Raw genomic sequence first — 23,930 nt, forward strand, 5'->3', positions numbered from 1 at the left:
AAGAAGCCCTGAGCTAACGCTCAGGGCTTTTTTCTTGCCTGTCGTTTGATTATTGCTTCTAACGCAAAAATCCTCTGCTTAATACGCTCTTTTTTCACATAGCACCGATAGCGATAATCCTCTTCATTAACAAACATGATGAAGAAAAGAGGAATTCATGACTATCCCTGCATTCGGTCTTGGCACTTTCCGCCTGAAAGACGACGTTGTTATCGCATCCGTTAAAACAGCCCTGGAGCTGGGCTATCGCGCGGTAGATACCGCCCAGATCTACGGCAACGAAGCAGCTGTCGGTCAGGCCATCGCAGAAAGCGGTGTATCGCGTGACGAACTTTTTATCACGACCAAGATCTGGACTGAGAACCTCAGTAAAGAGAAATTAATCCCAAGTCTAAAAGAGAGCCTGAAGAAACTGCGTACGGAGTATGTTGATCTGACGCTGATCCACTGGCCATCACCGAACGATGCCGTCTCCGTTGAAGAATTTATGCAGGCATTACTGGAAGCCAAAGCCCAGGGGCTGACGCGTGAAATTGGTATCTCCAACTTCACTATCCCATTGATGGAAAGAGCGATTGCCGCCGTTGGCGCAGAAAATATCGCCACCAATCAGATCGAACTTTCACCTTATCTGCAAAACCGTCAGGTGGTGGAGTGGGCGAAGCAGCACAGCATCCATATTACCTCTTACATGACGCTGGCTTACGGCAAGGCGCTGAAAGATGAAACCATTCTGCGCATTGCTGCTAAGCATAATGCAACCGCAGCACAGGTGATTCTGGCATGGGCGATGGGCGAAGGTTATGCGGTGATCCCGTCTTCAACTAAACGTGAAAACCTGGCGAGCAACCTGCTGGCGCGGGATCTGAAGCTGGATCAGGATGACAAAAAAGCGATCGCTGAGCTCAATTGCAACGATCGTCTGGTTAGCCCGGAAGGCCTGGCACCGAACTGGGATTAAGTTAACCCACCCTCTGTACTCCAAACCCTCTTACAGCTCCTTCGGGAGCTGTTTTACATGCTCGCTCAGAAAATCAATAAAGGCCCGGATCCGGGTACTCACCGCTCTGTCGCTGTAATAGACCGCGCTGAAGGGCATCTGAACCGGCAGGCGCTTATCCGCCATCAGCTCGACTAATTCACCCCGCGCGATCTCTTTATCAATCATATAATCCGACAGGCAAGCAATCCCATTTCCTTCCAGGCATAACTGTTTGAGCGTCTCGCCGCTGTTCGATGATAAACCGCAGACCACTTCATGCAGCTGGCCATCGTGGCAGGCAACGGGCCAGGTATTTAGCGATACCGGCTCCGTGAAGCCTAGGCACAGATGCTGCTTCAGCTCATCAATCGTCTCAGGCTTGCCGAAGCGGGCAATATAGTCCGGAGAGGCGATAATTTTGCGATAGCTGGTAAACAGAGGACGAGCCCGCAGACTGGAATCCGTTAATGTCCCGGCGCGGATCGCGACATCCACCTTGCGCTCGATCAGATTGATAAAGGTTTCTGAGGAGACCAGTGAGAGCGTCATTTCCGGATAACGTTCGCGGAAAGGCTTAATAAGAGGCATCAGGAAATGCAGCACAACGGGGGTCGCTGCATCGATACGTAATAGTCCTCGCGGTGTGCTGCGCGTTTCCATGATCTCTGTTTCGGCGGCGGCCATCTCCTGCAGGATGGACTGTACGCGCCGGAAATAGCGTTCACCTTCTTCTGTCAGGCTGAGCTGGCGGGTTGTCCGGTTCAGCAGGCTGACGCCCAGCTTCATCTCCAGCTTTTTGACCGAGCGGCTGACGGCAGAATTGGCCTGTCCCAGCTGTTCAGCCGCACGGCTAAAACTGCCGCTCTCAACGACGGCGACGAATATCGCCAGCTCCTCAGAGGTTGCTTTCATTGTTGCTTTATCCGCAAAATTTTATTGATACTTTGAGCATTTTTGTTATTTAAACACTGGCGCATACTTCGTGTCATCTTAATCCTGATGAGACGGAGTTTTTTATGCCTCTGGCGCTACTTGCCCTGACGATCAGTGCCTTTGCAATCGGCACGACTGAATTTGTTATTGTAGGTCTGGTTCCAACGATTGCTGACCAACTTGCTATCTCGCTGCCTTCAGCGGGTCTACTGGTTTCTATCTATGCTCTTGGCGTGGCAATCGGCGCGCCGGTGCTGACCGCGCTTACAGGCCGTCTACCGCGTAAGCAGCTGCTGATGGCATTGATGGTGCTGTTCACCGCGGGCAACATTCTTGCCTGGCAGGCACCGGATTATACGACGCTGGTCATTGCCCGCCTGCTGACGGGTCTTGCTCATGGCGTCTTCTTCTCTATCGGCTCAACAATTGCCACAAGTCTGGTGCCGAAAGAGAAGGCCGCCTCCGCCATCGCCATTATGTTTGGTGGTTTAACCGTCGCGCTGGTCACAGGGGTTCCGCTAGGCACCTTTATTGGGCAGCATTTTGGCTGGCGCGAAACTTTTCTTGCGGTCTCACTGCTGGGCGTGATTGCGCTGATTAGCAGTCTGGTACTGATCCCGTCCAATATTCCGGGGCGTGCGGCAGCGACGTTGCGCGATCAACTGAAGGTACTGACACATCCTCGTTTGCTGATGATCTATGCTATTACGGCATTGGGTTACGGCGGGGTCTTTACCGCGTTTACCTTCCTGGCACCCATGATGCAGGACCTGGCCGGGTTCTCACCGAGCGCCGTCAGCTGGATCCTGCTGGGCTATGGTGTTTCGGTGGCGATTGGCAATATCTGGGGTGGCAAGCTGGCGGATAAGCATGGTGCAGTCCCGGCCCTTAAAATTATCTTTGCCGCCCTGGTTGTGCTGCTTTTGGTCTTCCAGTTTACCGCCTCCATGCAGTATGCCGCGCTGGCGACGGTACTGGTGATGGGGATCTTCGCCTTCGGCAACGTACCGGGTCTCCAGGTGTACGTTGTGCAGAAAGCCGAGCTGTATACGCCCAACGCTGTGGATGTGGCCTCCGGTTTGAATATCGCCGCGTTTAACGTCGGTATCGCGCTGGGTTCGATTATCGGTGGGCAGACGGTTGAGCATTTCGGTCTGTCGCAAACACCGTGGATTGGGGCGGTCATTGTTCTCGTGGCATTTCTGTTGATTGGTCTTAGTGGCCGCCTGGATAAGCCTGCTCGCGTCGCTCTGGGATAGCTTAATGTAAGTACTTACTGACAAAACTACTCAGGAGTTTCTTAGTAATTGCGTTGAAAGTGTGAGCTGAAAACCCTATAACATTAGAACCCGCTCCTGATTCTGGACGGGTTCTTGTTGATAGAGGTCGTTTCACACCGTGCGAAAAAATACCTATGCCATGCGTTATGTTGCCGGACAACCCGCGGAGAGGATCTTACCTCCGGGGTCGTTTGCGAGCATTGGCCAGGCATTACCTGCGGGGGCGCCTTTAAGCAGCGACGAAAAAATTCGCGTGCTGGTATGGAATATCTTCAAACAGCAACGTGCTGAATGGTTATCTGTCCTGCAGAATTTTGGCAAAGATGCTCATCTGGTGCTGTTGCAGGAGGCGCAAACCACGCCTGAACTGGTCAGGTTTGCAACCACCAACTATCTCGCTGCCGACCAGGTTCCAGCGTTTGTCTTACCCCAGCATCCATCAGGAGTAATGACGCTTTCTGCTGCGCATCCCGTTTATTGCTGCCCATTGCGCGAACGCGAACCGCTTCTGCGCCTGGCGAAATCCGCCCTCGTCACCGTCTATCCGCTGCCGGATACCCGTCTGCTGATGGTGGTGAATATCCACGCGGTCAACTTCAGTCTCGGCGTGGATGTGTACAGTAAGCAGTTGCTGCCTATTGGCGATCAGATTGCGCATCACAGCGGCCCGGTGGTGATGGCCGGTGATTTCAATGCCTGGAGCCGCCCGCGAATGAATGCGCTGTATCGCTTTGCGCGTGAGATGTCGCTGCGCGAAGTACGCTTTACCGATGACCAGCGGCGCAAGGCCTTTGGTCGCCCCCTCGATTTTGTCTTCTATCGTGGTTTGAACGTGAGCGAAGCCTCTGTGCTGGTGACTCGCGCGTCCGATCACAATCCGCTACTAGTTGAATTCAGTCCCGGCAAACCTGAGAGATAGAGGTGCGTCAGGTCTGCCGTGGGGCAGGCCTGCGCGGGTGCTGCCCTTTATTTTTCATCAACCGAAGGACAGCAAAATGACAACACAGTCCCATCATGACAACGTAGAAAAACAGTTTGGCTCCCAGGCTAAGGCCTATCTGACGAGCGCGGTGCACGCATCCGGGCGCGATTTGCAGCGGCTGGCTGAACGTCTGGCCGATTTTCCTGAGGCCAGCGTCCTTGATTTAGGCTGCGGGGCGGGTCATGCCAGCTTCGTGGCGGCGCAGCAGGTGGCGCATGTGACCGCATACGACTTGTCCAGCCAGATGCTGGAGGTGGTATCAGCCGCGGCCAGTGAGAAGGGATTAAGTAATATCACCACCCGTCAGGGCTATGCGGAATCCTTACCCTTTGACGATCAAACGTTTGATATTGTGATTAGCCGCTATTCGGCGCACCACTGGCATGATGTCGGCCAGGCGTTGCGCGAGGTTAAAAGGGTACTGAAGCCGGGTGGTCTGGTTATCATCATGGATATCATGTCGCCGGGCCACCCGGTACGTGATATCTGGTTACAGACGGTGGAAGCGCTGCGGGATACCTCGCATGTCCGCAACTATTCCAGCGGCGAGTGGTTGTCCATGTTAACCGAGGCGGGGCTGATCTCGCGATCGTTGCAGACTGACCGGTTGACGCTGGAGTTTTCTTCGTGGATCGCCCGTATGCGCACCCCAGAGGCTCTGAGTCAGGCGATTCGCCTGTATCAGGATAGCGCCTCTGCCGAGGTCAAAGCCTACTTTGAGCTGCAGGAAGAGGGCTCGTTTACCAGCGATACCATTCTGGTGGAAGCCCAAAAGGCGGGATAAACAAAAAAGGCACCGAGGGGAATCGGTGCCTTTTTCACAGCTGGTCTCTGAAATCAGGAGTCCGGGGTGGCGTTATTTTTCACAAACAACGTTATCCGGTCGCCAGGCTGCAGATTGTCCGTATCGCTGTTCCAGCGCATCACATCTTTGATGTTCACGCCATGACGCTTAGCAATACTGGAAAGCGAATCACCTTTTTGTACGCGATAGGTAATGCTATCGCTGTTATTGGCGAGACGCTGCGCGCTGTTACCTGCGCCAATCGTCAGGTTCTGGCCCACTTTAAGGCTAGAGCCGCGCAGCTTGTTCCACTGCTGCAGATCTTTAGTGCTCACGCCGAGACGTGATGCGATGCCTGAAAGCGTATCGCCTGTACGTACCTGATAGCTACGGCTGTTAAGCAGTGTGTTATCCGCAATCAGCGTAGACTGAACCGCTTCAATTTCACCCGCCGCCAGAGATACCCGTAACTGTTCAGCGTGTTTCTGCGGCACCAGAACGTACTTCGGTCCGCTGTTACCAAGCGTAGAGCCTTTAACACCTGCGTTGAAGGCTTTCAGTTTGGTCACCGAGATACCTGCCATATCCGCAACCTGTCTCAGTTCAACAGGGTTGTTGATACGCACTCTCGCCAGCGCACGACTTTCGTCTGAGGTCGGCAACTGCACGCCGTACTGTTTGCTGTTTTTGAATATTTCACTCAAAGCCAGCATTTTAGGTACGTATAATTTGGTTTCCCGTGGCAGTGGAAGCGACCAAAAGTCGGTAGGTTTACCCCGTGCTTTATTCGCTTTCATTGCCTTCAGTACACGACCCTCACCGCTATTATAAGCAGCGACCGTCAGCAGCCAGTCACCGTCGAACATCTTGTTCAGACGTTGCATCATGTCGAGAGCGGCAGTCGTCGAAGCGACTACATCACGACGCGCATCGTAGTTGCGGGTCTGTTTTAAACCATAATTTCGCCCTGTGCTCGGTATGATCTGCCAAAGACCTGCGGCCTTGGCGCCAGACGTTGCGTGCGGGTCAAAAGCGCTCTCCACTATGGGTAGTAGTACCAGTTCCATGGGCATGTTACGTTTCTTAACTTGCCCTGCTATCCAGTACATATACGGCTCTGCCCGTAAAGTTACATCGTGGAGATAGCTCTTATTGCTTAAATACTTCTGTTTCTGTTCGCGAATCCGGCTGTTTTCCGGAATTCCCATCTTTAGCTCGTCGCCAATAGAGACCCACAAGTCTTGATCCTGTGCGAAAGACGTCCCATCGTCTGCCCATCGCGATTGACTTGTAAACTTCCCTGCTTCCCCTTGACCAGCTGCAGAAAGGCTCTGTGCGTGCTGTTGTACGTTGCCAGTGTTCTGAGACGCCTGGCAACCCACAAGCAGGACAGAGGCGAGTAATATCGCTTTTGCCTTCATGTGTGTGTCAATAGTTGCTTAAAAGACGAGCGATGATAACGACGAATAATTAAAAAGGCAACCCGCAATTGTCAGAAGTCATCTTTCTTTGACCTTAACCATGCAAAACAATCCTCAGGTTGTAACATATTTGTTTCTTCTTTAATTTTTTTAACTAAATCAATATCATCTGTTCTGAGAAATAAATTAATTTTACGTTCATTTTTCAGAGTTACGGGGAGTGTTTTTTGGTTTTTTGCGCGTAACTCATTCACTTTGCGATAATATTCCTGAATCGCTGTATCCTCTGGCAGGATGTGCATCGCAAACTTCATATTCGCTAAAGTGTATTCATGTGCGCAACAAATCAGAGTATCTTCGGGCAGGGCGTCAATTTTCTTAAAGGACTGATACATCTGGGATGGCGTGCCTTCGAACAGCCTTCCGCAGCCGCCAGAGAACATTGTGTCCCCACAGAAAAGATAAGGAAAACTGAAGTACGAAATATGTCCGGAAGTGTGACCAGGTGTGGCAATTACAGAAAATTCCAACCCAAGAATGAGGATCTTTTCGCCATCTTTGACTACGCGCGTTGTTCCCTTATTTTGTGTCTCTGCGGGACCGTATACCACAAGATGCGGAAATTTTGCGCAGATAGCCGCCACGCCGCCAACGTGGTCATGATGGTGGTGCGTCAGCAAAATCGCTTCCGGCTGCCACTGGTTTTGCTCAATGGCTTTCAACACCGGCTCAGCCTCGCCAGGATCGACAATCACACAACGACCATCATCATTGCTCAAAACCCAGATGTAATTGTCCTGAAAAGCAGAAATACTGTTAAGATTCATACATTACCTCTCATAGCGTGGCGGGTGTTTTGATGAAACCGGCAAGGATACCTCAGATTGTTACCGCACCGAAACACTGGGCCGAGTTGCCCTGGGGTGAATACTATCGTGAAGCGCTTGAGCAGCAGCTTAAGCCATGGTTTGCGAAAATGTATGGTTTTCACCTGCTTAAGATTGGCAATCTGAGCGCGGAAATCAACTCTGAAAGCTGCGCGATTTCGCATCAGGTCAATGTTTCTCTGGGCGGTGAGCCCGTTCAGGTGAAGGCCAACCCGTTACAGCTGCCGTTTGCTGAGAAATCCGTTGATGCCTGCCTGCTGGCGCATTCGCTGCCCTGGTGCGATGATCCGCACCGGTTGCTGCGGGAAGCCGATCGGGTGCTGATTGACGACGGCTGGCTCGTGATCAGCGGATTTAACCCGATGAGCCTGATGGGGCTCCGAAAGCTGGTGCCGGTGCTGCGCCGCACCCCGCCGTATAACAGCCGCATGTTTACCCTGATGCGCCAACTGGACTGGCTCTCGCTGCTCAATTATGAGGTGATGTACCAGAGCGGTTTTCAGGTGATACCCTGGACGCGGCAGGGTGGGAAGATGCTCAGCACCCATTTTCCGGCGCTGGGCTGTATGCAACTGATTGTGGCACGTAAGAGAACGATCCCTCTGACGCTAAATCCCATGAAGCAAAGCAAGGCAAAAACGCGGTTGCGTGCCGCCGTCGGCGCCACGCGACAGTACCGAAAGCCCTGATCAGGCTTCCGGTTTGTATCCTACATCCTCATGCTGAGGATTCATTGCGGCAGCGCGCGCCAGTTCGTCGCAACGTTCGTTTTCAGGATGTCCGGCGTGGCCTTTCACCCATTCCCACTGGATTTTATGCTGGCTAAGCGCCGCATCCAGGCGTTGCCAGAGATCGACATTCTTCACCGGTTTTTTATCCGCGGTTTTCCAGCCGCGTTTTTTCCAGTTATGGATCCACTGGGTGATCCCCTGGCGTACATACTGGCTGTCGGTGCTCAGCACGATATCACAGTGCTCTTTCAGCGCCTCGAGAGCCACAATCGCGGCCATCAACTCCATACGGTTGTTGGTCGTCAGGCGAAAACCTTCGTTGAAGGTTTTTTCGTGTTCACGATAACGCAAAATCGCACCGTAGCCGCCCGGCCCCGGGTTGCCGAGGCACGATCCGTCGGTGTAAATCTCTACCTGTTTACGCATCCTGGCAGACATCCTGTAATCAAAACGGTAAGTCTGACATAAATGGTCGCCATCAGCACTGCAAAATAAAGTCCCTGTGAATTAGCCTTTGAACGCCTGGTCAGGTTGTTTACAATGTCGTCGTTAAAACGAACAGGCTGACAGAATGAGTATTGCAGACACACATAACGCCGACAGGATCATTGTCCTCGATACCGAAACCACCGGTATGAACCAGATCGGTGCCCACTATGAAGGGCATAAGATCATTGAGATCGGTGCGGTGGAGGTGGTTAACCGCCGTCTTACCGGCAATAACTTTCACGTTTACCTGAAGCCAGACCGGCTGGTGGACCCGGAAGCCTTTGGGGTTCACGGGATTGCCGATGAATTTCTGCTGGATAAACCCACCTTTGCTGACGTCGCCGATGAATTCATCGACTACATCAAAGGCGGCGAGCTGGTCATTCATAATGCCTCGTTCGATATCGGCTTTATGGATTATGAATTCAGCAAGCTCAACCGAGGCCTGCCGAAGACAGACACCTTCTGCAAGGTCACCGATAGCCTGGCGATGGCAAGGAAGATGTTCCCCGGCAAGCGGAACAGCCTTGATGCATTGTGCTCACGCTATGAAATAGACAACAGCAAACGAACGCTACACGGGGCACTGCTCGATGCCCAGATCCTGGCAGACGTCTATCTGATCATGACGGGCGGCCAGACCGCCCTGGCATTTAGTTCCGATAGCGATGCACAGCAGCAGTCCGGCGAAAGCGAAATTCAGCGCGTTATTCGTCAGTCCAGTGCGCTGCGCGTCATACTTGCCAGCGATGAGGAGTTAATGGCGCATGAATCCCGTCTCGATCTGGTGCAGAAGAAGGGCGGAAGCTGCCTCTGGCGCGGATAAAAGTGGCTGAAACGCTGGTAAAATGACCGTTCGGATCGTTTTTGCAGCAAACGATTCAAAAGCTGAGAAAAAGCATTGACGGGATCGAGGGCAAACCGTAATATCTGCCTCGTTCCCAAGGGAACACAGCGGAGCGGTAGTTCAGTCGGTTAGAATACCTGCCTGTCACGCAGGGGGTCGCGGGTTCGAGTCCCGTCCGTTCCGCCACTATTCAGAAGGCCTGAGTCAGCAATGACTCAGGCCTTTCTCATTTTATTCGCCGGGTAAAATTTGCCGGGCAACCTCCAGGCCACCCGGCACACAGTTAACCGATACTGAACGGATCGGCATCCTGCCAGGCAGGAAACTTCTCCCGGTACTCTCGCAACGCGGTCAGCGACAGCTCGGCATCAATACGTGTGGCGTGATGCGGCTCAGCGGAGGCAATAATCTCGCCCTGCGGACTAATCACCCGGCTGTCGCCACGGTAGTGATGACCATTGCCGTCGGTACCCACCCGGTTGCAGCCAGCGACATAGGCCTGGTTTTCAATCGCCCGTGCCGTCAGCAGCGCCTGCCAGTGCAGCGAGCGTGGGGCAGGCCAGTTAGCGACATACAGGGCCAGATCATAATCGTTACGGTTACGCGACCACACCGGGAAGCGCAGGTCGTAACAGACCAACGGCAGGATGCGCCAGCCGCGCCACTCAAATACGACGCGCTCGTTACCCGCTTCGTAATGCTGGTGCTCGTCCGCCATGCGGAACAGGTGGCGCTTGTCGTAGAAATGCACCTTGCCTTCGGGCTCTACCAGCAGAAAACGGTTAACCGGCCCGCGCTCGGTCTGCAGCGCGGCGCTGCCAGCAATTAATGCCTGGGTTTGCTGCGCTCTGGCCTGCATCCAGGCGATCAGCTCGTCCTGTGGCAGGGACTGTTTAGCCGCTTCCATGGCAAACCCGGTGGTGAACATTTCCGGCAGGATAATGACGTCGCGTCCGGCGATCTCTTCCAGTTGACGATCAAAATGGCGCAGGTTGGCCGGACCATCCATCCACACCAGCGGTTGTTGCAAAAGCGTAATCTTCAAACCAGGCACAGTTAAGACTCCTCGAATAACCCCATTTTGACACTGTAGCACGACAATCACAGAAACGGGTGGCAATAAAAAACCCCGCACCAGGCGGGGTTTTGTCCACTGAAACGGGTTATGCGGCTTCAGGTTTACGCACTATCTCTTTCAGCTTTACCGGCTGCGTCGCCAGCTCTTCAGCGTCAAAATCATCAACGTTAATACTGCGCAGACGGCTCTCTTCCGCTTTGATCAGCAGGTCTGCTTCATCTTTAGTAATGATGCCGCCCGCCAGGGCTTCTTTAGCCAGTTCGTTCAGACGGGTGAACGGCAGGTTTTTACCCAGCTGTTTGCAGATCTTCTGATGAATCGGATCGGCAGCCATCACGTCCAGCAGCGCCTCTTCCAGCAGACCGACCGGGTTATGCTCGGTCGGGGCCAGATACTGACCGCGGCCGATACGTGAGCGGGTGGCGCTCGGAACCTGCAGGATCTTCGCAACTTTATGATCCAGCTTATCGGACGGTGCCAGATAGTGACGGCCGGTCGGGAAGATCACCACGCGCAGGGCGCCCGCCACAAAGCGGTTCGGGAAGTTCACCAGCAGATCGTCGATAGCCTGTTCCGCCTGATACAGCGCATCCTGCACGCCCCAGTGCACCAGCGGCAGATCCGCTTCATGACGGCCTTCATCGTCATATCGCTTCAGCACTGCCGAGGCGAGGAAGATCTGGCTCAGCACATCACCCAGACGGGCAGAAATACGCTCCCGACGCTTCAGGCTACCGCCCAGTACCGCCATCGACACGTCAGAGAGCAGCGCAAGGTTGGCACTCAGACGGTTCAGATGCTGGTAGTAACGACGGGTCGCATCGCCGGTTGGCGTGGCGCTGGTCAGGCCGCGGGTCAGACCCAGCCACAGGCTGCGCATTTTGTTGCTGCCGACGTGACCGATATGTTTAAACAGCAGCTTATCGAAGGCATCAACATCGTTGTTCTGGGCGGCAGCCATCTCTTCGAGCACGTAGGGATGGCAGCGGATTGCGCCCTGGCCGAAGATCATCATGCTGCGGGTCAGAATGTTCGCCCCTTCAACGGTGATGGCAATCGGTGCGCCCTGATAGCCACGCGCCAGGAAGTTGCCTTCACCCAGCATAATGCCTTTACCGCCGGCAATATCCATCGCATCGATGATGGACTGCTGTGCACGGTGGGTACAGTGGTACTTCACGATAGCAGACAGCACGGCCGGTTTTTCGCCCAGCATGATGCCGTAGGTAATTAAGGAAGCGGCGGCATCCATCACGTAGGCGTTGCCTGCGATACGGGCCAGCGGCTCCTCGATCCCTTCCATCTTACCGATAGAGATTCTGAACTGACGGCGGATGTGAGCGTAAGCGCCAATCCCCATTGCTACCGATTTCAGACCGCCCGTGGAGTTCGACGGCAGGGTAATGCCGCGGCCAACGGACAGACATTCCACCAGCATGCGCCAGCCCTGACCGGCCATTTTCGGGCCACCGATGATGTAATCAATCGGCACAAAGATATCCTGACCGCGGGTAGGGCCGTTCTGGAACGGCACATTCAGCGGGAAGTGACGACGACCAATCTCAACGCCAGGGGTGCTGGTTGGGATCAGCGCACAGGTGATGCCCAGATCCTCTTCGCCGCCTAACAGTTTGTCCGGGTCAGAGAGTTTAAACGCCAGGCCCAGCACGGTGGCAATGGGTGCCAGCGTAATGTAACGCTTGTTCCAGGTCAGACGCATACCCAGAACCTGCTCGCCCTGCCACTCGCCCATGCAGACCACGCCGGTATCCGGAATAGCGCCCGCATCGGAACCCGCTTCCGGGCTGGTGAGTGCAAAGCAAGGGATCTCGAGGCCACGCGCCAGACGCGGCAGGTAGTGATTTTTTTGCTCTTCGGTACCGTAATGTTGCAGCAGTTCACCCGGGCCTAAGGAGTTAGGCACGCCGACGGTGATCGCCAGGATCCCGGAGACGCCAGACAGTTTTTGCAGCACGCGAGCCTGGGCGTAAGCAGAGAACTCCAGCCCGCCGTACTCTTTCTTGATGATCATCGCGAAGAAGCGATGCTCTTTTAAAAATGCCCACAGTTCCGGCGGCAGATCGGCCATCTCATGGGTGATCTGGAAGTCATTCGCTATGCGGCAGGCTTCTTCAACCGGGCCGTCAATAAACGCCTGTTCTTCAGCAGTAAGGCGCGGCTGCGGGTAGTTATGCAGCTTTTTCCAGTCTGGGTTGCCCTGGAACAGCTCGCCTTCCCACCAGGTGGTGCCCGCGTCAATCGCCTCTTTTTCGGTACGCGACATCGGCGGCATCACTTTGCGGAAGCCACGGAATACCGGTGCAGAAATCAGCGATTTACGCATGGAAGTGACGTTGAACGGCACCAGAATAATCGCCAGCGGAACCAGCACCCAGGTGTTCCAGATGCCGGTTACGCCCAGCGCAGCGGTCCAGGCCAGTAAGATAAGGCTGCTCAGAATTAAGCTGACCCGGTGATAGAACAACACCCCGAGCAGAACAACGGTTAAGAGAATACTTAAAATCATCATAAAGAATTGCTCCCTGTCTTGTAGGAGGTCTGACCACTTGTGATGATATGGTTGTAGTGGATGTTATTTCTTTTAGCAATGCATTCACAAAATAATTACAACCTGGTTCACATTGTTCAGGTTTTACCCGGCACAAAAAAGCAAAACGCCCGACGATTCGCGCGGCTTTAGCTTCTCGCTTTTACCGCTATCCGGTAAACTTGCTCTGTTATTTCATCAATACTGAAGGATTATCCTCATGTACCAGGATCTTATTCGTAACGAACTGAACGAAGCGGCGGAAACGCTGGCCAACTTTCTGAAAGATGAAGCCAATATCCACGCTATTCAGCGCGCGGCGGTCCTGCTGGCCGACAGCTTCAAAGCGGGCGGTAAAGTCCTCTCCTGCGGCAATGGCGGTTCGCATTGCGATGCCATGCACTTTGCCGAAGAGCTGACCGGCCGTTATCGCGAAAACCGTCCGGGCTACCCGGCGATTGCGATCTCTGACGTCAGCCACATCTCCTGCGTGGGCAATGACTTCGGTTACGATCACATCTTTTCGCGTTATGTCGAAGCCGTGGGCCGTGAAGGGGATGTTCTGCTGGGGATTTCCACCTCAGGCAACTCCGCCAACGTGATCAAAGCGATCGAAGCCGCACGTGAAAAAGGGATGAAAGTGATCACCCTGACCGGTAAAGACGGCGGCAAAATGGCCGGTTCTGCGGATATCGAAATCCGCGTGCCGCATTTCGGTTACGCTGACCGTGTTCAGGAAATTCACATCAAAGTGATTCATATCCTGATTCAACTGATCGAAAAAGAGATGGTTAAGTAAGACTTCGCTGGGGGCAATATGCCCCCGCTGTTGTGGAGGTGATGTATGTGCGAACTGCTCGGGATGAGCGCCAATGTGCCAACCGATATCTGCTTTAGTTTCACCGGGCTGGTGCAGCGCGGTGGAGGAACCGGGCCGCATAAAGACGGCTGGGGTATTACCTTCTACGAAGGAAAAGGCTGTCGCACGTTCAAGGATCCACAACCCAGCTTCAACTCCCCCATTGCCAGACTGGTGCAGGACTATCCCATTAAATCCTGCTCGGTGGTGGCGCATATTCGCCAGGCCAACCGGGGTGAAGTGGCGCTGGAAAACACCCACCCGTTTACCCGCGAGCTGTGGGGACGCAACTGGACCTACGCCCATAACGGCCAGCTGAGCGGTTATAAATCACTGGAGACGGGCAACTTCCGTCCGGTGGGGGAAACCGACAGCGAAAAGGCCTTCTGCTGGCTGCTACACAAGCTGACCGAACGCTATCCGCGCACGCCGGGCAACATGACCGCGGTCTTTAAATACATCGCCTCGCTGGCGGCGGAGCTGCGGGAGAAAGGTGTCTTTAATATGCTGCTGTCGGACGGGCGTTATGTGATGGCGTTCTGCTCGACGAACCTGTTCTGGATCACCCGGCGGGCGCCCTTTGGTGTGGCAAAACTGCTGGATCAGGATGTGGAAATTGATTTTCAGACCGAAACCACACCCAACGATGTGGTCACGGTTATCGCTACTCAGCCGCTGACGGGCAATGAAGCCTGGCAAAAAATCATGCCAGGCGAGTGGATCTTATTTTGTCTCGGGGAGAGAGTAGTTTGACGCCAGCTGTGGCTGGACGACCTCGTGGCTCAGCGGCTTGCTGACCACGTAACGTCCATCCACCACCGAAACGGTCGGCGGCTTATGCGTCTGCTGGAAGTAGTCATAACCCGGCTTCAGCTGTTTCCAGAAATCGGCGTAGTATGAGCTCTTATGACGCTGCATATTGGCATCGGTCATGCGGAACGGATAGATGCTCACCTGCACGGCAGACTGGCCAAACACCAGCGCGCCGGTCACAAACTGGAAGATCTCATCAATACCGCTGTCCGTCATCGCGTAGCAACCCACCGACACGCAGGCACCGTGGATCATCAGGTATTTCCCGTCATAGCCATGCGCACGGTCAAAGGCATTCGGGAAACCAATGTTGATGGCTTTATAGAAGCGGCTGTCGGGTTTTAGCTGGCTACGCTGAACGCTGTAGAACCCCTCCGGGCTTTTGAAATCGCCCTGACGCTGTTTCGGGCCGAGGCCGCCGGAGTAGTTACAGATTTTATAGCTGTCGAGCAGCTGATACGTCTCACCCATCTTCACGAACAGGTCTAACGTGCGCTCTTCCTTATAGATCTGGATATAGACCGGAGAGCCCATCAACTGCTGTTTATATTCTTTGCTAATCGGCGTTGTTGAGCTGTTGCTGCTGAGCAGCCCGGCAAACGAAACGCACGGAATAAGAAGCATCGCAATGAACAATGCGATTTTACGCATACTACATGTTCCTTGATAAAACCTAACCAACTTGCCAGGACGGCAAAAGAGACCCGAACTCAGAATTATCTGTATTAGGAGCGCTCACATTAGCACCACTGCATTTTTTCGCAAGCGTCGGCGCGTGGGTTTACAAAATAGTTTTACCTTATAACCTGGATTGACTCCGCTGGCATTGAGAACTTTGCGTAATCGGTCGCATTTTAGCACCCGCCGCTGCGTTATCTCTGCCTCATGATGGTGGAAAATGGTACACTGCGCGCGTCTTACGACCGAAGGTCAAGAAAGGGAGCTTTTTCAGGATCATCCGCGATCCTGCTGGTCACATCAGCGACTTCTCGCCACCTTTCTTTTCCTGTGCAACGACTTCTGACTTGTCCGGCTTGCTGGCCGGAACGGTTATTCATGGATATCAATTAACACTATGATTAGAATCAGAAAAGGACTTGATTTGCCGATTTCCGGCATTCCAGAACAGCAGATTTCTCCCTGCGCGCCGCCCCGCCACGTTGCGATTCTGGGGGATGATTACGTGGGCATGCGTCCCACTATGCTGGTTCAGGAAGGCGACAGCGTCATCAAGGGGCAGGCGTTATTCGAGGATAAAAAAAATCCTGGGGTCCTCTTTACTGCGCCCGCCAGCGGGACGGTGGTCGCCATCAACCGTGGCGAGCGCCGGATATTGCAATCGGTGGTGATCCGGATTGAAGGGGAGGGTGAGCGCGAGTTTACCCGCCACGAATCTTCGGATCTCGCCACGCTCACCCGCCAGGCCGTACAGTCGCAACTGCTGGAATCGGGGCTGTGGACGGCATTTCGTACCCGCCCCTTCAGCAAAACCCCGGTGCCCGACACCGTCCCGGCGGCTATCTTTGTCACCGCCATAGACACCAACCCGCTCAGCGCCGACCCACAGCCCATCATTCTGGCCGAGCGTCAGGCTTTTGATGCCGGGCTGACCGTGCTTACGCGCCTGACGGAGGGCAAGGTGCATGTCTGCCAGGCGAGCGGCGGCAAACTGGGCGGGCATTCGCAGGGGCAAGTGACCTTCAACACCTTTGCCGGGCCGCATCCGGCAGGCCTTCCAGGCACCCACATCCATTTCCTGGAGGCGGTCAGCCTGACCAAACAGGTGTGGCATCTGAACTACCAGGACGCTATCGCCATCGGCAAGCTGTTCACCACCGGCCAGCTTTGTACCGAAAGGGTGGTCGCCCTGGGCGGCCCGCAGATGCGCAATCCGCGTCTGGTGCGCACCTGTATGGGCGCCGACATCAACGAGCTGCTGGTGGACGAAACCCTTGAGGGCGAAAACCGTCATATTTCGGGCTCTGTGCTGAGCGGCAGGCATGCGGTGGGCACCCAGGCATATCTCGGGCGCTTCCATTTACAGGTCAGCGTGGTGAAAGAGGGGCGTGAGAAAGAGCTGTTTGGCTGGGTGATGCCGGGCAAAGAGAAGTTCTCCGTGACCCGCACGACGCTGGGCCATTTCCTGCGCAACAAGCTGTTTAACTTCTCAACGGATACCAACGGTGGCGAGCGGGCGATGGTGCCTATCGGCAACTACGAGCGGGTGATGCCTCTCGATATTCTGCCGACCATGCTGCTGCGCGATCTGCTGGCGGGTGATACCGATAGCGCACAGGCGCTGGGCTGCCTGGAGCTGGATGAAGAAGACCTGGCGCTCTGCACCTACGTTTGCCCCGGAAAATACGAATACGGACCCGTATTGCGCGAGGTGTTAACCCGCATTGAGCAGGAAGGATAACTGATGGGCCTGAAACATCTCATTGAAAAAATAGAGCCGCACTTTACCCACGGCGGCAAGCTGGAAAAGTACTACCCGCTGTTTGAAGCGACGGCGACGCTCCTCTATACGCCAGGGCAGGTCACTAAAGGCGCCGCGCACGTGCGTGATGCCATTGACCTCAAGCGCATGATGATCCTCGTCTGGTTCGCCGTGTTCCCGGCAATGTTCTGGGGCATGTACAACGTCGGGCTGCAAACCATTCCGGCGCTGAACCATCTTTATGATGCACAGCAGCTGCAGCAGATCATCGCGGGTGACTGGCACTACCGGGTGGCGCAGATGCTGGGCGTCAGCTTTGCTGCGGATGCCGGTTGGATCAGCATGATGACGCTGGGGGCAGTCTACTTCCTGCCCATCTACATGACGGTATTTCTGGTCGGCGGCTTCTGGGAAGTGCTGTTCGCCATCGTGCGCAAGCACGAGATCAACGAAGGCTTCTTTGTTACCTCGATTTTGTTCGCCCTGATTGTGCCGCCGACGTTACCGCTGTGGCAGGCGGCGATGGGGATCAGCTTTGGCGTGGTGATTGCGAAGGAGATCTTCGGTGGAACCGGGCGCAACTTCCTTAACCCGGCTCTCGCCGGACGCGCGTTCCTGTTCTTTGCTTACCCGGCGCAAATCTCCGGCGATCTGGTCTGGACGGCCGCGGACGGTTTTTCCGGCGCGACGCCTCTGTCCCAGTGGGCTGCCCGCGGCGGGGAAGCGCTGGTCAATAACGCCACCGGACAGCCGGTCAGCTGGTTCGATGCCTTTATCGGCAACATTCCAGGCTCAATAGGTGAAGTCTCCACGTTGATGATCCTGATTGGCGGGGCCATCATTCTGTTTGGCCGCGTCGCCTCCTGGCGCATCGTGGCGGGCGTCATGCTCGGCATGATCCTCACCGCAACGCTGTTTAACCTGATTGGCTCGGCGACGAATCCAATGTTTGCCATGCCGTGGTACTGGCATCTGGTGCTGGGCGGTTTCGCCTTCGGCATGATGTTTATGGCTACCGACCCGGTTTCGGCGTCCTTTACCAATAAAGGAAAATGGTATTACGGGGCGCTGATTGGCGCGATGTGCGTGCTGATCCGTGTCGTTAACCCGGCCTATCCGGAAGGGATGATGCTGGCGATCCTGTTCGCCAACCTGTTTGCGCCGCTGTTCGATTACCTGGTGGTGCGTGCCAACATCAAGCGGAGGAAGGCGCGTGGCTGAGATGAAAAATAATGACAGCATCGGCAAGACGCTGATGGTGGTGGTGGTGCTTTGCCTGGTCTGCTCCATTGTGGTGGCAGGATCTGCGGTGGGACTTAAGTCCCGTCAGCAAGAGCAACGCGCCCTCGATAAACAAAGAAACATCCTGGCCGTAGCGGGGCTGATGAACGGTGAAATGAGTGCCGAAGACGTGGCGCAGACCTTTGCCTCACGCATCACGCCGCGTCTGGTGGATCTCAATACCGGCGAACTGCTCGAGACCGACCCGTCTGGCTATAACCAGGCTCAGGCCCTGAAAGATCCGCAGCGCAGCACCGAACTGGATGCCAGCCAGGATCCGGCAGGTATCAAACGCCGCAGCAATACGGCGGAGATCTATCTGGTGCGCGATGAACAACAGCGCGTTCAGGAGCTGGTCCTGCCGATCTACGGCAACGGCCTGTGGTCGATGATGTATGCCTTTGTGGCCCTGAATACCGATGGCCGCACCGTTAAGGGCATCACCTACTACGATCAGGGCGAAACCCCGGGGCTGGGCGGTGAAGTGGAAAACCCGGCCTGGCGCGCGCAGTTTATCGGCAAAAAAGTGCTGGATGACAACGGACAGCCAGCGCTGAAAGTGGTGAAAGGTGGAGCGCGTCAGGGTGATGAGTACGCTGTCGACGGCCTGTCGGGCGCCACGCTGACCTCAAACGGCGTGCAGCACAGCTTTGATTTCTGGATGGGCGAGATGGGTTTTGGTCCTTTTCTTAAGAAGGTACGTGATGGAGAGCTGAACAATGGCTGATGCGGGCGAACTGAAAGAAGTTAAACGGGTTCTTATCGGGCCGCTCATCGCCAATAACCCGATTACCCTGCAGGTGCTGGGTGTCTGTTCGGCGCTGGCGGTCACGACAAAACTGGAAACCGCGGTGGTGATGACCCTGGCGGTGACGCTGGTGACGGCGTTTTCCAGCATGTTTATCTCGATGATCCGCCACCATATCCCGAACAGCGTGCGCATTATCGTGCAGATGGCGATCATCGCTTCGCTGGTGATCGTGGTGGATCAGCTGCTGCGGGCGTTTGCCTATGAAACCTCAAAACAGCTGTCGGTCTTTGTGGGCCTGATCATCACCAACTGCATCGTGATGGGGCGTGCAGAAGCCTATGCGATGAAAATGCCGCCGCTGGCCAGCTTTATGGACGGTATCGGCAACGGTCTTGGCTATGGCGTGATCCTGCTGACGGTCGGTTTCCTGCGCGAGCTTATCGGCAGCGGCAAACTGTTTGGTATCACCGTGCTGGACACCGTACAGAACGGTGGCTGGTATCTGCCAAACGGCTTGTTCCTGCTGGCGCCCAGCGCGTTCTTCATTATCGGTTTGCTGATCTGGGCGGTGAGAACCTGGCGTCCTGAACAGCAGGAAAAGGAGTAACCGACAATGGCTCATTACATTAGTCTGTTTGTGCGCGCGGTGTTTGTCGAAAACATGGCGCTCGCGTTTTTCCTCGGGATGTGTACCTTCCTCGCGGTGTCGAAAAAGGTGTCGACGGCCTTTGGCCTGGGCGTTGCCGTTACGGTAGTGCTGGGTCTGGCGGTGCCGATCAACAACCTGGTCTTTAATCTGGTGCTGCGCGACAGCGCGCTGGTTGAGGGCGTTGATCTGAGCTTTCTCAACTTCATTACCTTCATTGGGGTGATTGCGGCGCTGGTGCAGATCCTCGAGATGATCCTCGATAAGTACTTCCCGTCCCTGTATACCGCGCTGGGCATCTTCCTGCCGCTGATTGCGGTGAACTGCGCCATCTTCGGTGGCGTGTCGTTCATGGTGCAGCGTGATTATAACTTTACCGAGTCGGTGGTGTACGGCTTCGGCTCCGGTATTGGCTGGATGCTGGCTATCGTGGCGATGGCGGGTCTGCGCGAAAAAATGAAGTATGCCAACGTGCCGGCCGGGTTGCGCGGCTTAGGGATCACCTTTATCACCACCGGTCTGATGGCGCTGGGCTTTATGTCCTTCTCCGGTGTGCAGCTGTAAGGGCAAATTTTATGGAAATTATTCTTGGCGTGGTGATGTTCACGCTGATCGTGCTGGTGCTCTCGGGGCTGATTCTGGTAGCGCGATCAAAGCTGGTCAATTCCGGCGATGTGATCATTGAGATTAACGATGAGGCAGACAAGCAGATCCGGACGCCTGCGGGCGACAAACTGCTGAACACGCTCTCTGGCAACGGCATTTTTATCTCCTCTGCCTGTGGCGGCGGCGGCTCGTGCGGACAATGCCGGGTCACTGTTAAAGAGGGCGGTGGCGATATCCTGCCGACCGAGCTGTCGCACATCAGCAAGCGTGAGGCGAAAGAGGGCTGTCGTCTGGCGTGCCAGGTGGCGGTGCGCCAGAACATGAAGATCGAACTGCCGGAGGAGATCTTCGGCGTGAAGAAGTGGGAGTGCGAGGTTATCTCCAACGATAACAAAGCCACCTTCATTAAAGAGCTGAAGCTGCGCGTGCCCGATGGCGAAGACGTGCCGTTCCGTGCGGGCGGCTACATTCAGATCGAGTGCCCGGAACATACTGTCGCCTATAAAGATTTTGATGTGCCTGAGCAGTACCGCGGCGACTGGGACAGATTCAACCTGTTCCGCTTTGTCTCTGAGGTCAAAGAGCCGACGCTTCGCGCCTACTCCATGGCTAACTACCCGGAAGAGAAGGGCATCATTATGCTTAACGTGCGTATCGCTACGCCGCCGCCAGGCGTGCCGGATGCACCACCGGGGATCATGTCTTCCTATATCTGGTCGCTGAAAGCGGGGGATAAAGTCACCATCTCCGGGCCGTTTGGTGAGTTCTTTGCCAAAGAGACCGACGCCGAAATGGTCTTTATCGGCGGCGGAGCCGGAATGGCGCCGATGCGCTCGCACATTTTCGACCAGCTTAAGCGTCTCGGCAGCCAGCGTAAAATCAGCTTCTGGTACGGCGCCCGCTCCCTGCGCGAGATGTTCTATCAGGAGGAGTTTGAGCAGCTGGCGCGGGATAACCCGAACTTTAGCTTCCACATTGCGCTTTCCGATCCGCAGCCGGAAGACAACTGGACCGGCTATACCGGCTTCATTCATAACGTCCTGTATGAAAACTATCTGAAGCACCACGCCGCACCGGAAGACTGCGAGTTCTACATGTGTGGTCCGCCAATGATGAACGCCGCAGTCATTAAAATGCTGCAGGATCTGGGCGTGGAAGATGAGAACATCATGCTGGATGATTTTGGAGGCTGATGATGATGACCTTCGTGCTGACCTTTGCCATCTTCGTGCTGGTGATATTTGGCATGTCCCTCGGCTGGCTGATTAAGCGCAAAAGCATTCAGGGCAGCTGCGGCGGCATCTCCTCCCTGGGGATGGAGAAAGTCTGCGATTGTCCTGAGCCGTGCGACGCGCGCAAAAAGCGCATGGAGCGAGAGGCACAGCGCCAGCAAAACAGGATCCTCTGAAATAAACAGGCCGCAAATAGCGGCCTGATTTTTTTACTTCAGCCACTCTCGCGCCTGAGCGGGAGAATCGACCATCACGCCGTCTGCTCCCAGGGCTTTTGCTTTCTGGTAATCCTCTGCGGAATTCACTCCCAGCAGGATAATGTGTCCATTACCCTGAGAGCGGAAACAGTCCATCGCCTCTTTATCCCAGGTCAGGGTTGCCGGAGAAACACCCTCGCCAAGGGTGAACTTTTCCACCACTTCCACCTTGCGGTTCAGCTCCAGCCCGTACCAGTACGCCTCCATTTTCTTTGCTGGCGTCTGGCACACGTGGTTCAGCGAGATATTTGCCAGCCGGGTACGGGTTTCACTCCGGGAGACAAAGCGTGGAATTTCGACTGGCAGAGCATCCAGATAGCGATCTTCCGTTGAGTACACGCGCACGCGTTTCAGGCTGTTGGTCTCTTTCAGCACGGTAAGCAGCTGTTTGCCCATTTCTGCCGGATCTGCATCAGGGGATTTGATATCAATGTAGAACGGAGTCTCAGGCCAGCGTTCAAGCACGGCTTTCAGCGTCGGGATTGTGGCGCCGGCGACATTCTCTTTCCATTTCGCGCCTGCATTAAATGTCGCGAGTTCCGCCTGGGTATACCGGGACACTTTTCCCTGCGCCGTGGTTAACGCACTTAAATCGCTGGGACGATACAGGACAGGCACGCCGTCACGGCTGAGCTGTACGGTAATCCAGATAGCCTGAGCGTGGTTTTCCAGCGCCAGCGCGATCGCCGGAAGGGTATTCTCTGGTGCGTCTGCGGTTCCACCACGGTGGGCGATAATCTGTGGGTCCGCCCAGGCGTGAGTGGCGATCAGCAGTGAAGCAATAATCATCTTTTTCATGAATAATTTTCCATTTAAAATATTTTAACTTAATGAATTTTAACGATTTATTGACGGGATCTTGTACCACGATTTAGTGACAGAATTGAGACAGTAAAACTGCTGATGCATTTTTTGTACTTTGTTATACTGGATGTAATTACAGGTATGGTGAAGACGATGCGCAAAATCATCCATGTCGATATGGACTGTTTTTTTGCTGCGGTGGAGATGCGGGACAACCCGGCGCTGCGGGATATCCCCATTGCCATTGGCGGCAGTCGCGAACGGCGTGGCGTGATCAGTACAGCTAACTATCCGGCGCGCAAGTTTGGCGTGCGCAGCGCTATGCCCACTGCGATGGCACTGAAACTTTGCCCGCATCTCACCCTCTTGCCGGGGCGCTTCGATGCCTACAAAGAGGCCTCCAACCATATCCGTGAAATCTTTTCCCGCTACACCTCCCTGATTGAACCCCTGTCGCTGGACGAAGCCTATCTGGACGTCACCGACAGCCTGCACTGTCACGGCTCCGCCACGCTGATGGCTCAGGAGATCCGCCAGACGATTTTCAATGAACTGCAGCTCACTGCTTCGGCGGGCGTCGCGCCGGTAAAGTTTCTCGCCAAAATCGCCTCGGACCTCAATAAGCCCGACGGCCAGTATGTGATCACCCCTGACGAGGTTCCGGCGTTTATCAAAACGCTGCCGCTCGGCAAGATCCCGGGCGTGGGTAAAGTCTCCGCCTCCCGGCTGGAGAGCATGGGGCTGCGCACCTGCGAAGATGTGCAAAAAAGCGATCTGGCGATGCTGCTCAAGCGCTTTGGTAAGTTTGGCCGCGTGCTGTGGGAGCGCAGCCAGGGCATTGACGAGCGCAACGTTAACAGCGAGCGGCTGCGTAAATCGGTTGGTGTGGAACGGACGCTGGCCGAGGATATCCACGAGTGGGCCGCCTGCGAAGCCATCATTGTTGAACAGCTTTATCCTGAACTGGAGCGGCGGCTTACGAAGGTCAAACCGGATCTGCTGATCGCCCGCCAGGGAGTGAAGCTGAAGTTTAACGACTTTCAGCAAACCACGCAGGAACACGTCTGGCCGCGTCTCAACAGAGAGGATCTGATTGCGACCGCGAAGAAAACCTGGGAAGAGCGTCGGGCAGGGCGCGGGGTTCGGCTGGTGGGATTACACGTCACGCTGCTGGATCCGCAGCTGGAACGACAGCTGGTGCTGGGGCTGTAAAAAAGCCCGGTGGCGCTAACGCTTACCGGGCCTACAAAGGGCATTAATCCGTATGGCACTGTCAGTA

General features: G+C 55.0%; 23 protein-coding genes, 1 tRNA gene and 1 pseudogene. 17 read left to right on the forward strand and 8 right to left on the reverse strand.

The window, feature by feature from the left end; all coding sequences use genetic code 11:
* The first annotated feature begins 157 nt into the window (after window positions 1-157).
* Window positions 158-961, forward strand: a complete 804-nt coding sequence (gene dkgB, locus ACOYA6_RS00005) for a 2,5-didehydrogluconate reductase DkgB (RefSeq protein WP_039032071.1) — start codon at window positions 158-160, stop codon at window positions 959-961.
* A gap of 1 nt (window position 962) precedes the next feature.
* Here the strand turns inward: dkgB and yafC are convergent.
* Window positions 963-1,894, reverse strand: a pseudogene (gene yafC / locus ACOYA6_RS00010) (DNA-binding transcriptional regulator YafC).
* A gap of 104 nt (window positions 1,895-1,998) precedes the next feature.
* On the opposite strand from yafC, the gene ACOYA6_RS00015 reads away from it, so the two are divergent.
* From ACOYA6_RS00015 to ACOYA6_RS00025, 3 genes are all read left to right on the forward strand, one after another.
* Window positions 1,999-3,174, forward strand: a complete 1,176-nt coding sequence (locus tag ACOYA6_RS00015) for an MFS transporter (protein WP_039032073.1) — start codon at window positions 1,999-2,001, stop codon at window positions 3,172-3,174.
* Window positions 3,175-3,313: 139 nt separating this feature from the next.
* On the forward strand, window positions 3,314-4,114 hold the full coding sequence (locus tag ACOYA6_RS00020; RefSeq protein ID WP_039032074.1) for an endonuclease/exonuclease/phosphatase family protein: 801 nt from the start codon (window positions 3,314-3,316) through the stop codon (window positions 4,112-4,114).
* Window positions 4,115-4,190: 76 nt separating this feature from the next.
* A complete protein-coding gene (locus ACOYA6_RS00025) occupies window positions 4,191-4,961 on the forward strand; it encodes a class I SAM-dependent methyltransferase (protein ID WP_039032115.1) in 771 nt (256 codons plus the stop codon).
* 53 nt (window positions 4,962-5,014) lie between these two features.
* Here the strand turns inward: ACOYA6_RS00025 and mltD are convergent, their stop codons facing one another.
* Together mltD and gloB are read right to left on the reverse strand one after the other, a co-directional pair.
* Complete coding sequence (gene mltD / locus ACOYA6_RS00030) at window positions 5,015-6,382, reverse strand: murein transglycosylase D (RefSeq protein WP_422653781.1); 1,368 nt, start codon at window positions 6,380-6,382, stop codon at window positions 5,015-5,017.
* A gap of 71 nt (window positions 6,383-6,453) precedes the next feature.
* Window positions 6,454-7,209, reverse strand: coding sequence for a hydroxyacylglutathione hydrolase (gloB, locus tag ACOYA6_RS00035; protein ID WP_422653782.1), 756 nt, complete (start codon window positions 7,207-7,209; stop codon window positions 6,454-6,456).
* A gap of 32 nt (window positions 7,210-7,241) precedes the next feature.
* Here gloB and ACOYA6_RS00040 point away from each other — a divergent pair, with 32 nt between their 5' ends.
* Window positions 7,242-7,958, forward strand: a complete 717-nt coding sequence (locus ACOYA6_RS00040; RefSeq protein ID WP_039032077.1) for a class I SAM-dependent methyltransferase — start codon at window positions 7,242-7,244, stop codon at window positions 7,956-7,958.
* On the opposite strand, the gene rnhA is transcribed toward ACOYA6_RS00040, so the two are convergent.
* A complete protein-coding gene (gene rnhA / locus ACOYA6_RS00045) occupies window positions 7,959-8,426 on the reverse strand; it encodes a ribonuclease HI (protein WP_039032078.1) in 468 nt (155 codons plus the stop codon). It lies immediately after the preceding gene.
* A gap of 145 nt (window positions 8,427-8,571) precedes the next feature.
* On the opposite strand from rnhA, the gene dnaQ reads away from it, so the two are divergent.
* Complete coding sequence (dnaQ, locus tag ACOYA6_RS00050; protein ID WP_138370696.1) at window positions 8,572-9,315, forward strand: DNA polymerase III subunit epsilon; 744 nt, start codon at window positions 8,572-8,574, stop codon at window positions 9,313-9,315.
* A gap of 130 nt (window positions 9,316-9,445) precedes the next feature.
* Window positions 9,446-9,522: transfer RNA gene (locus tag ACOYA6_RS00055), tRNA-Asp, on the forward strand.
* 97 nt (window positions 9,523-9,619) lie between these two features.
* Here ACOYA6_RS00055 and ACOYA6_RS00060 read toward each other — a convergent pair.
* Window positions 9,620-10,390 carry an amidohydrolase gene (locus ACOYA6_RS00060; RefSeq protein ID WP_039032080.1) on the reverse strand — a complete coding sequence of 257 codons (771 nt, stop codon included), beginning with the start codon at window positions 10,388-10,390 and terminating at the stop codon, window positions 9,620-9,622.
* Between the two features lie 109 nt (window positions 10,391-10,499).
* On the reverse strand, window positions 10,500-12,944 hold the full coding sequence (gene fadE, locus ACOYA6_RS00065) for an acyl-CoA dehydrogenase FadE (protein WP_422653783.1): 2,445 nt from the start codon (window positions 12,942-12,944) through the stop codon (window positions 10,500-10,502).
* A gap of 238 nt (window positions 12,945-13,182) precedes the next feature.
* Here fadE and lpcA point away from each other — a divergent pair, with 238 nt between their 5' ends.
* Together lpcA and ACOYA6_RS00075 are read left to right on the forward strand one after the other, a co-directional pair.
* Window positions 13,183-13,761: a D-sedoheptulose 7-phosphate isomerase gene (lpcA, locus tag ACOYA6_RS00070; RefSeq protein ID WP_039032082.1), complete on the forward strand. Its 579-nt coding sequence runs from the start codon at window positions 13,183-13,185 to the stop codon at window positions 13,759-13,761.
* 45 nt (window positions 13,762-13,806) lie between these two features.
* Window positions 13,807-14,574 carry a class II glutamine amidotransferase gene (locus ACOYA6_RS00075; protein WP_039032083.1) on the forward strand — a complete coding sequence of 256 codons (768 nt, stop codon included), beginning with the start codon at window positions 13,807-13,809 and terminating at the stop codon, window positions 14,572-14,574.
* Here the strand turns inward: ACOYA6_RS00075 and dpaA are convergent.
* Entirely contained in the window at window positions 14,545-15,285 is a 741-nt protein-coding gene (gene dpaA / locus ACOYA6_RS00080; protein ID WP_039032084.1) for a peptidoglycan meso-diaminopimelic acid protein amidase, read from the reverse strand. The two genes, ACOYA6_RS00075 and dpaA, sit on opposite strands and share 30 nt — an antisense overlap.
* 424 nt (window positions 15,286-15,709) lie before the next feature.
* Here dpaA and ACOYA6_RS00085 point away from each other — a divergent pair, with 424 nt between their 5' ends.
* From ACOYA6_RS00085 to nqrM, 7 genes are read left to right on the forward strand one after another with little or no spacing between them, the layout of a single operon-like run.
* The gene (locus tag ACOYA6_RS00085) at window positions 15,710-17,053 is read left to right on the forward strand and encodes a Na(+)-translocating NADH-quinone reductase subunit A (protein WP_422653784.1); all 1,344 of its coding nucleotides are present in this window, start codon (window positions 15,710-15,712) and stop codon (window positions 17,051-17,053) included.
* 3 nt (window positions 17,054-17,056) lie between these two features.
* On the forward strand, window positions 17,057-18,295 hold the full coding sequence (locus tag ACOYA6_RS00090; RefSeq protein WP_039032086.1) for an NADH:ubiquinone reductase (Na(+)-transporting) subunit B: 1,239 nt from the start codon (window positions 17,057-17,059) through the stop codon (window positions 18,293-18,295).
* Entirely contained in the window at window positions 18,288-19,082 is a 795-nt protein-coding gene (locus ACOYA6_RS00095; RefSeq protein ID WP_422653785.1) for a Na(+)-translocating NADH-quinone reductase subunit C, read from the forward strand. Before ACOYA6_RS00090 ends, ACOYA6_RS00095 begins: the two co-directional genes overlap by 8 nt.
* A complete protein-coding gene (locus tag ACOYA6_RS00100; protein WP_032616678.1) occupies window positions 19,075-19,713 on the forward strand; it encodes an NADH:ubiquinone reductase (Na(+)-transporting) subunit D in 639 nt (212 codons plus the stop codon). Before ACOYA6_RS00095 ends, ACOYA6_RS00100 begins: the two co-directional genes overlap by 8 nt.
* 6 nt (window positions 19,714-19,719) lie before the next feature.
* Entirely contained in the window at window positions 19,720-20,316 is a 597-nt protein-coding gene (gene nqrE, locus ACOYA6_RS00105; RefSeq protein ID WP_039032088.1) for an NADH:ubiquinone reductase (Na(+)-transporting) subunit E, read from the forward strand.
* Window positions 20,317-20,327: 11 nt separating this feature from the next.
* Entirely contained in the window at window positions 20,328-21,551 is a 1,224-nt protein-coding gene (gene nqrF / locus ACOYA6_RS00110; protein WP_039032089.1) for an NADH:ubiquinone reductase (Na(+)-transporting) subunit F, read from the forward strand.
* The gene (nqrM, locus tag ACOYA6_RS00115; RefSeq protein WP_039032090.1) at window positions 21,551-21,766 is read left to right on the forward strand and encodes a (Na+)-NQR maturation NqrM; all 216 of its coding nucleotides are present in this window, start codon (window positions 21,551-21,553) and stop codon (window positions 21,764-21,766) included. The genes nqrF and nqrM overlap by 1 nt, the downstream gene beginning before the upstream one ends.
* Before the next feature lie 33 nt (window positions 21,767-21,799).
* On the opposite strand, the gene ACOYA6_RS00120 is transcribed toward nqrM, so the two are convergent.
* A complete protein-coding gene (locus tag ACOYA6_RS00120; protein ID WP_039032091.1) occupies window positions 21,800-22,645 on the reverse strand; it encodes a glycerophosphodiester phosphodiesterase family protein in 846 nt (281 codons plus the stop codon).
* A 159-nt stretch (window positions 22,646-22,804) separates the two neighbouring features.
* On the opposite strand from ACOYA6_RS00120, the gene dinB reads away from it, so the two are divergent.
* The gene (dinB, locus tag ACOYA6_RS00125) at window positions 22,805-23,863 is read left to right on the forward strand and encodes a DNA polymerase IV (RefSeq protein ID WP_422653786.1); all 1,059 of its coding nucleotides are present in this window, start codon (window positions 22,805-22,807) and stop codon (window positions 23,861-23,863) included.
* Window positions 23,864-23,930: the final 67 nt, after the last annotated feature.

The sequence above is a fragment of the Leclercia barmai genome, assembly GCF_049312895.1.
GTDB classification, from domain to species: Bacteria; Pseudomonadota; Gammaproteobacteria; order Enterobacterales; family Enterobacteriaceae; genus Enterobacter; species Enterobacter barmai.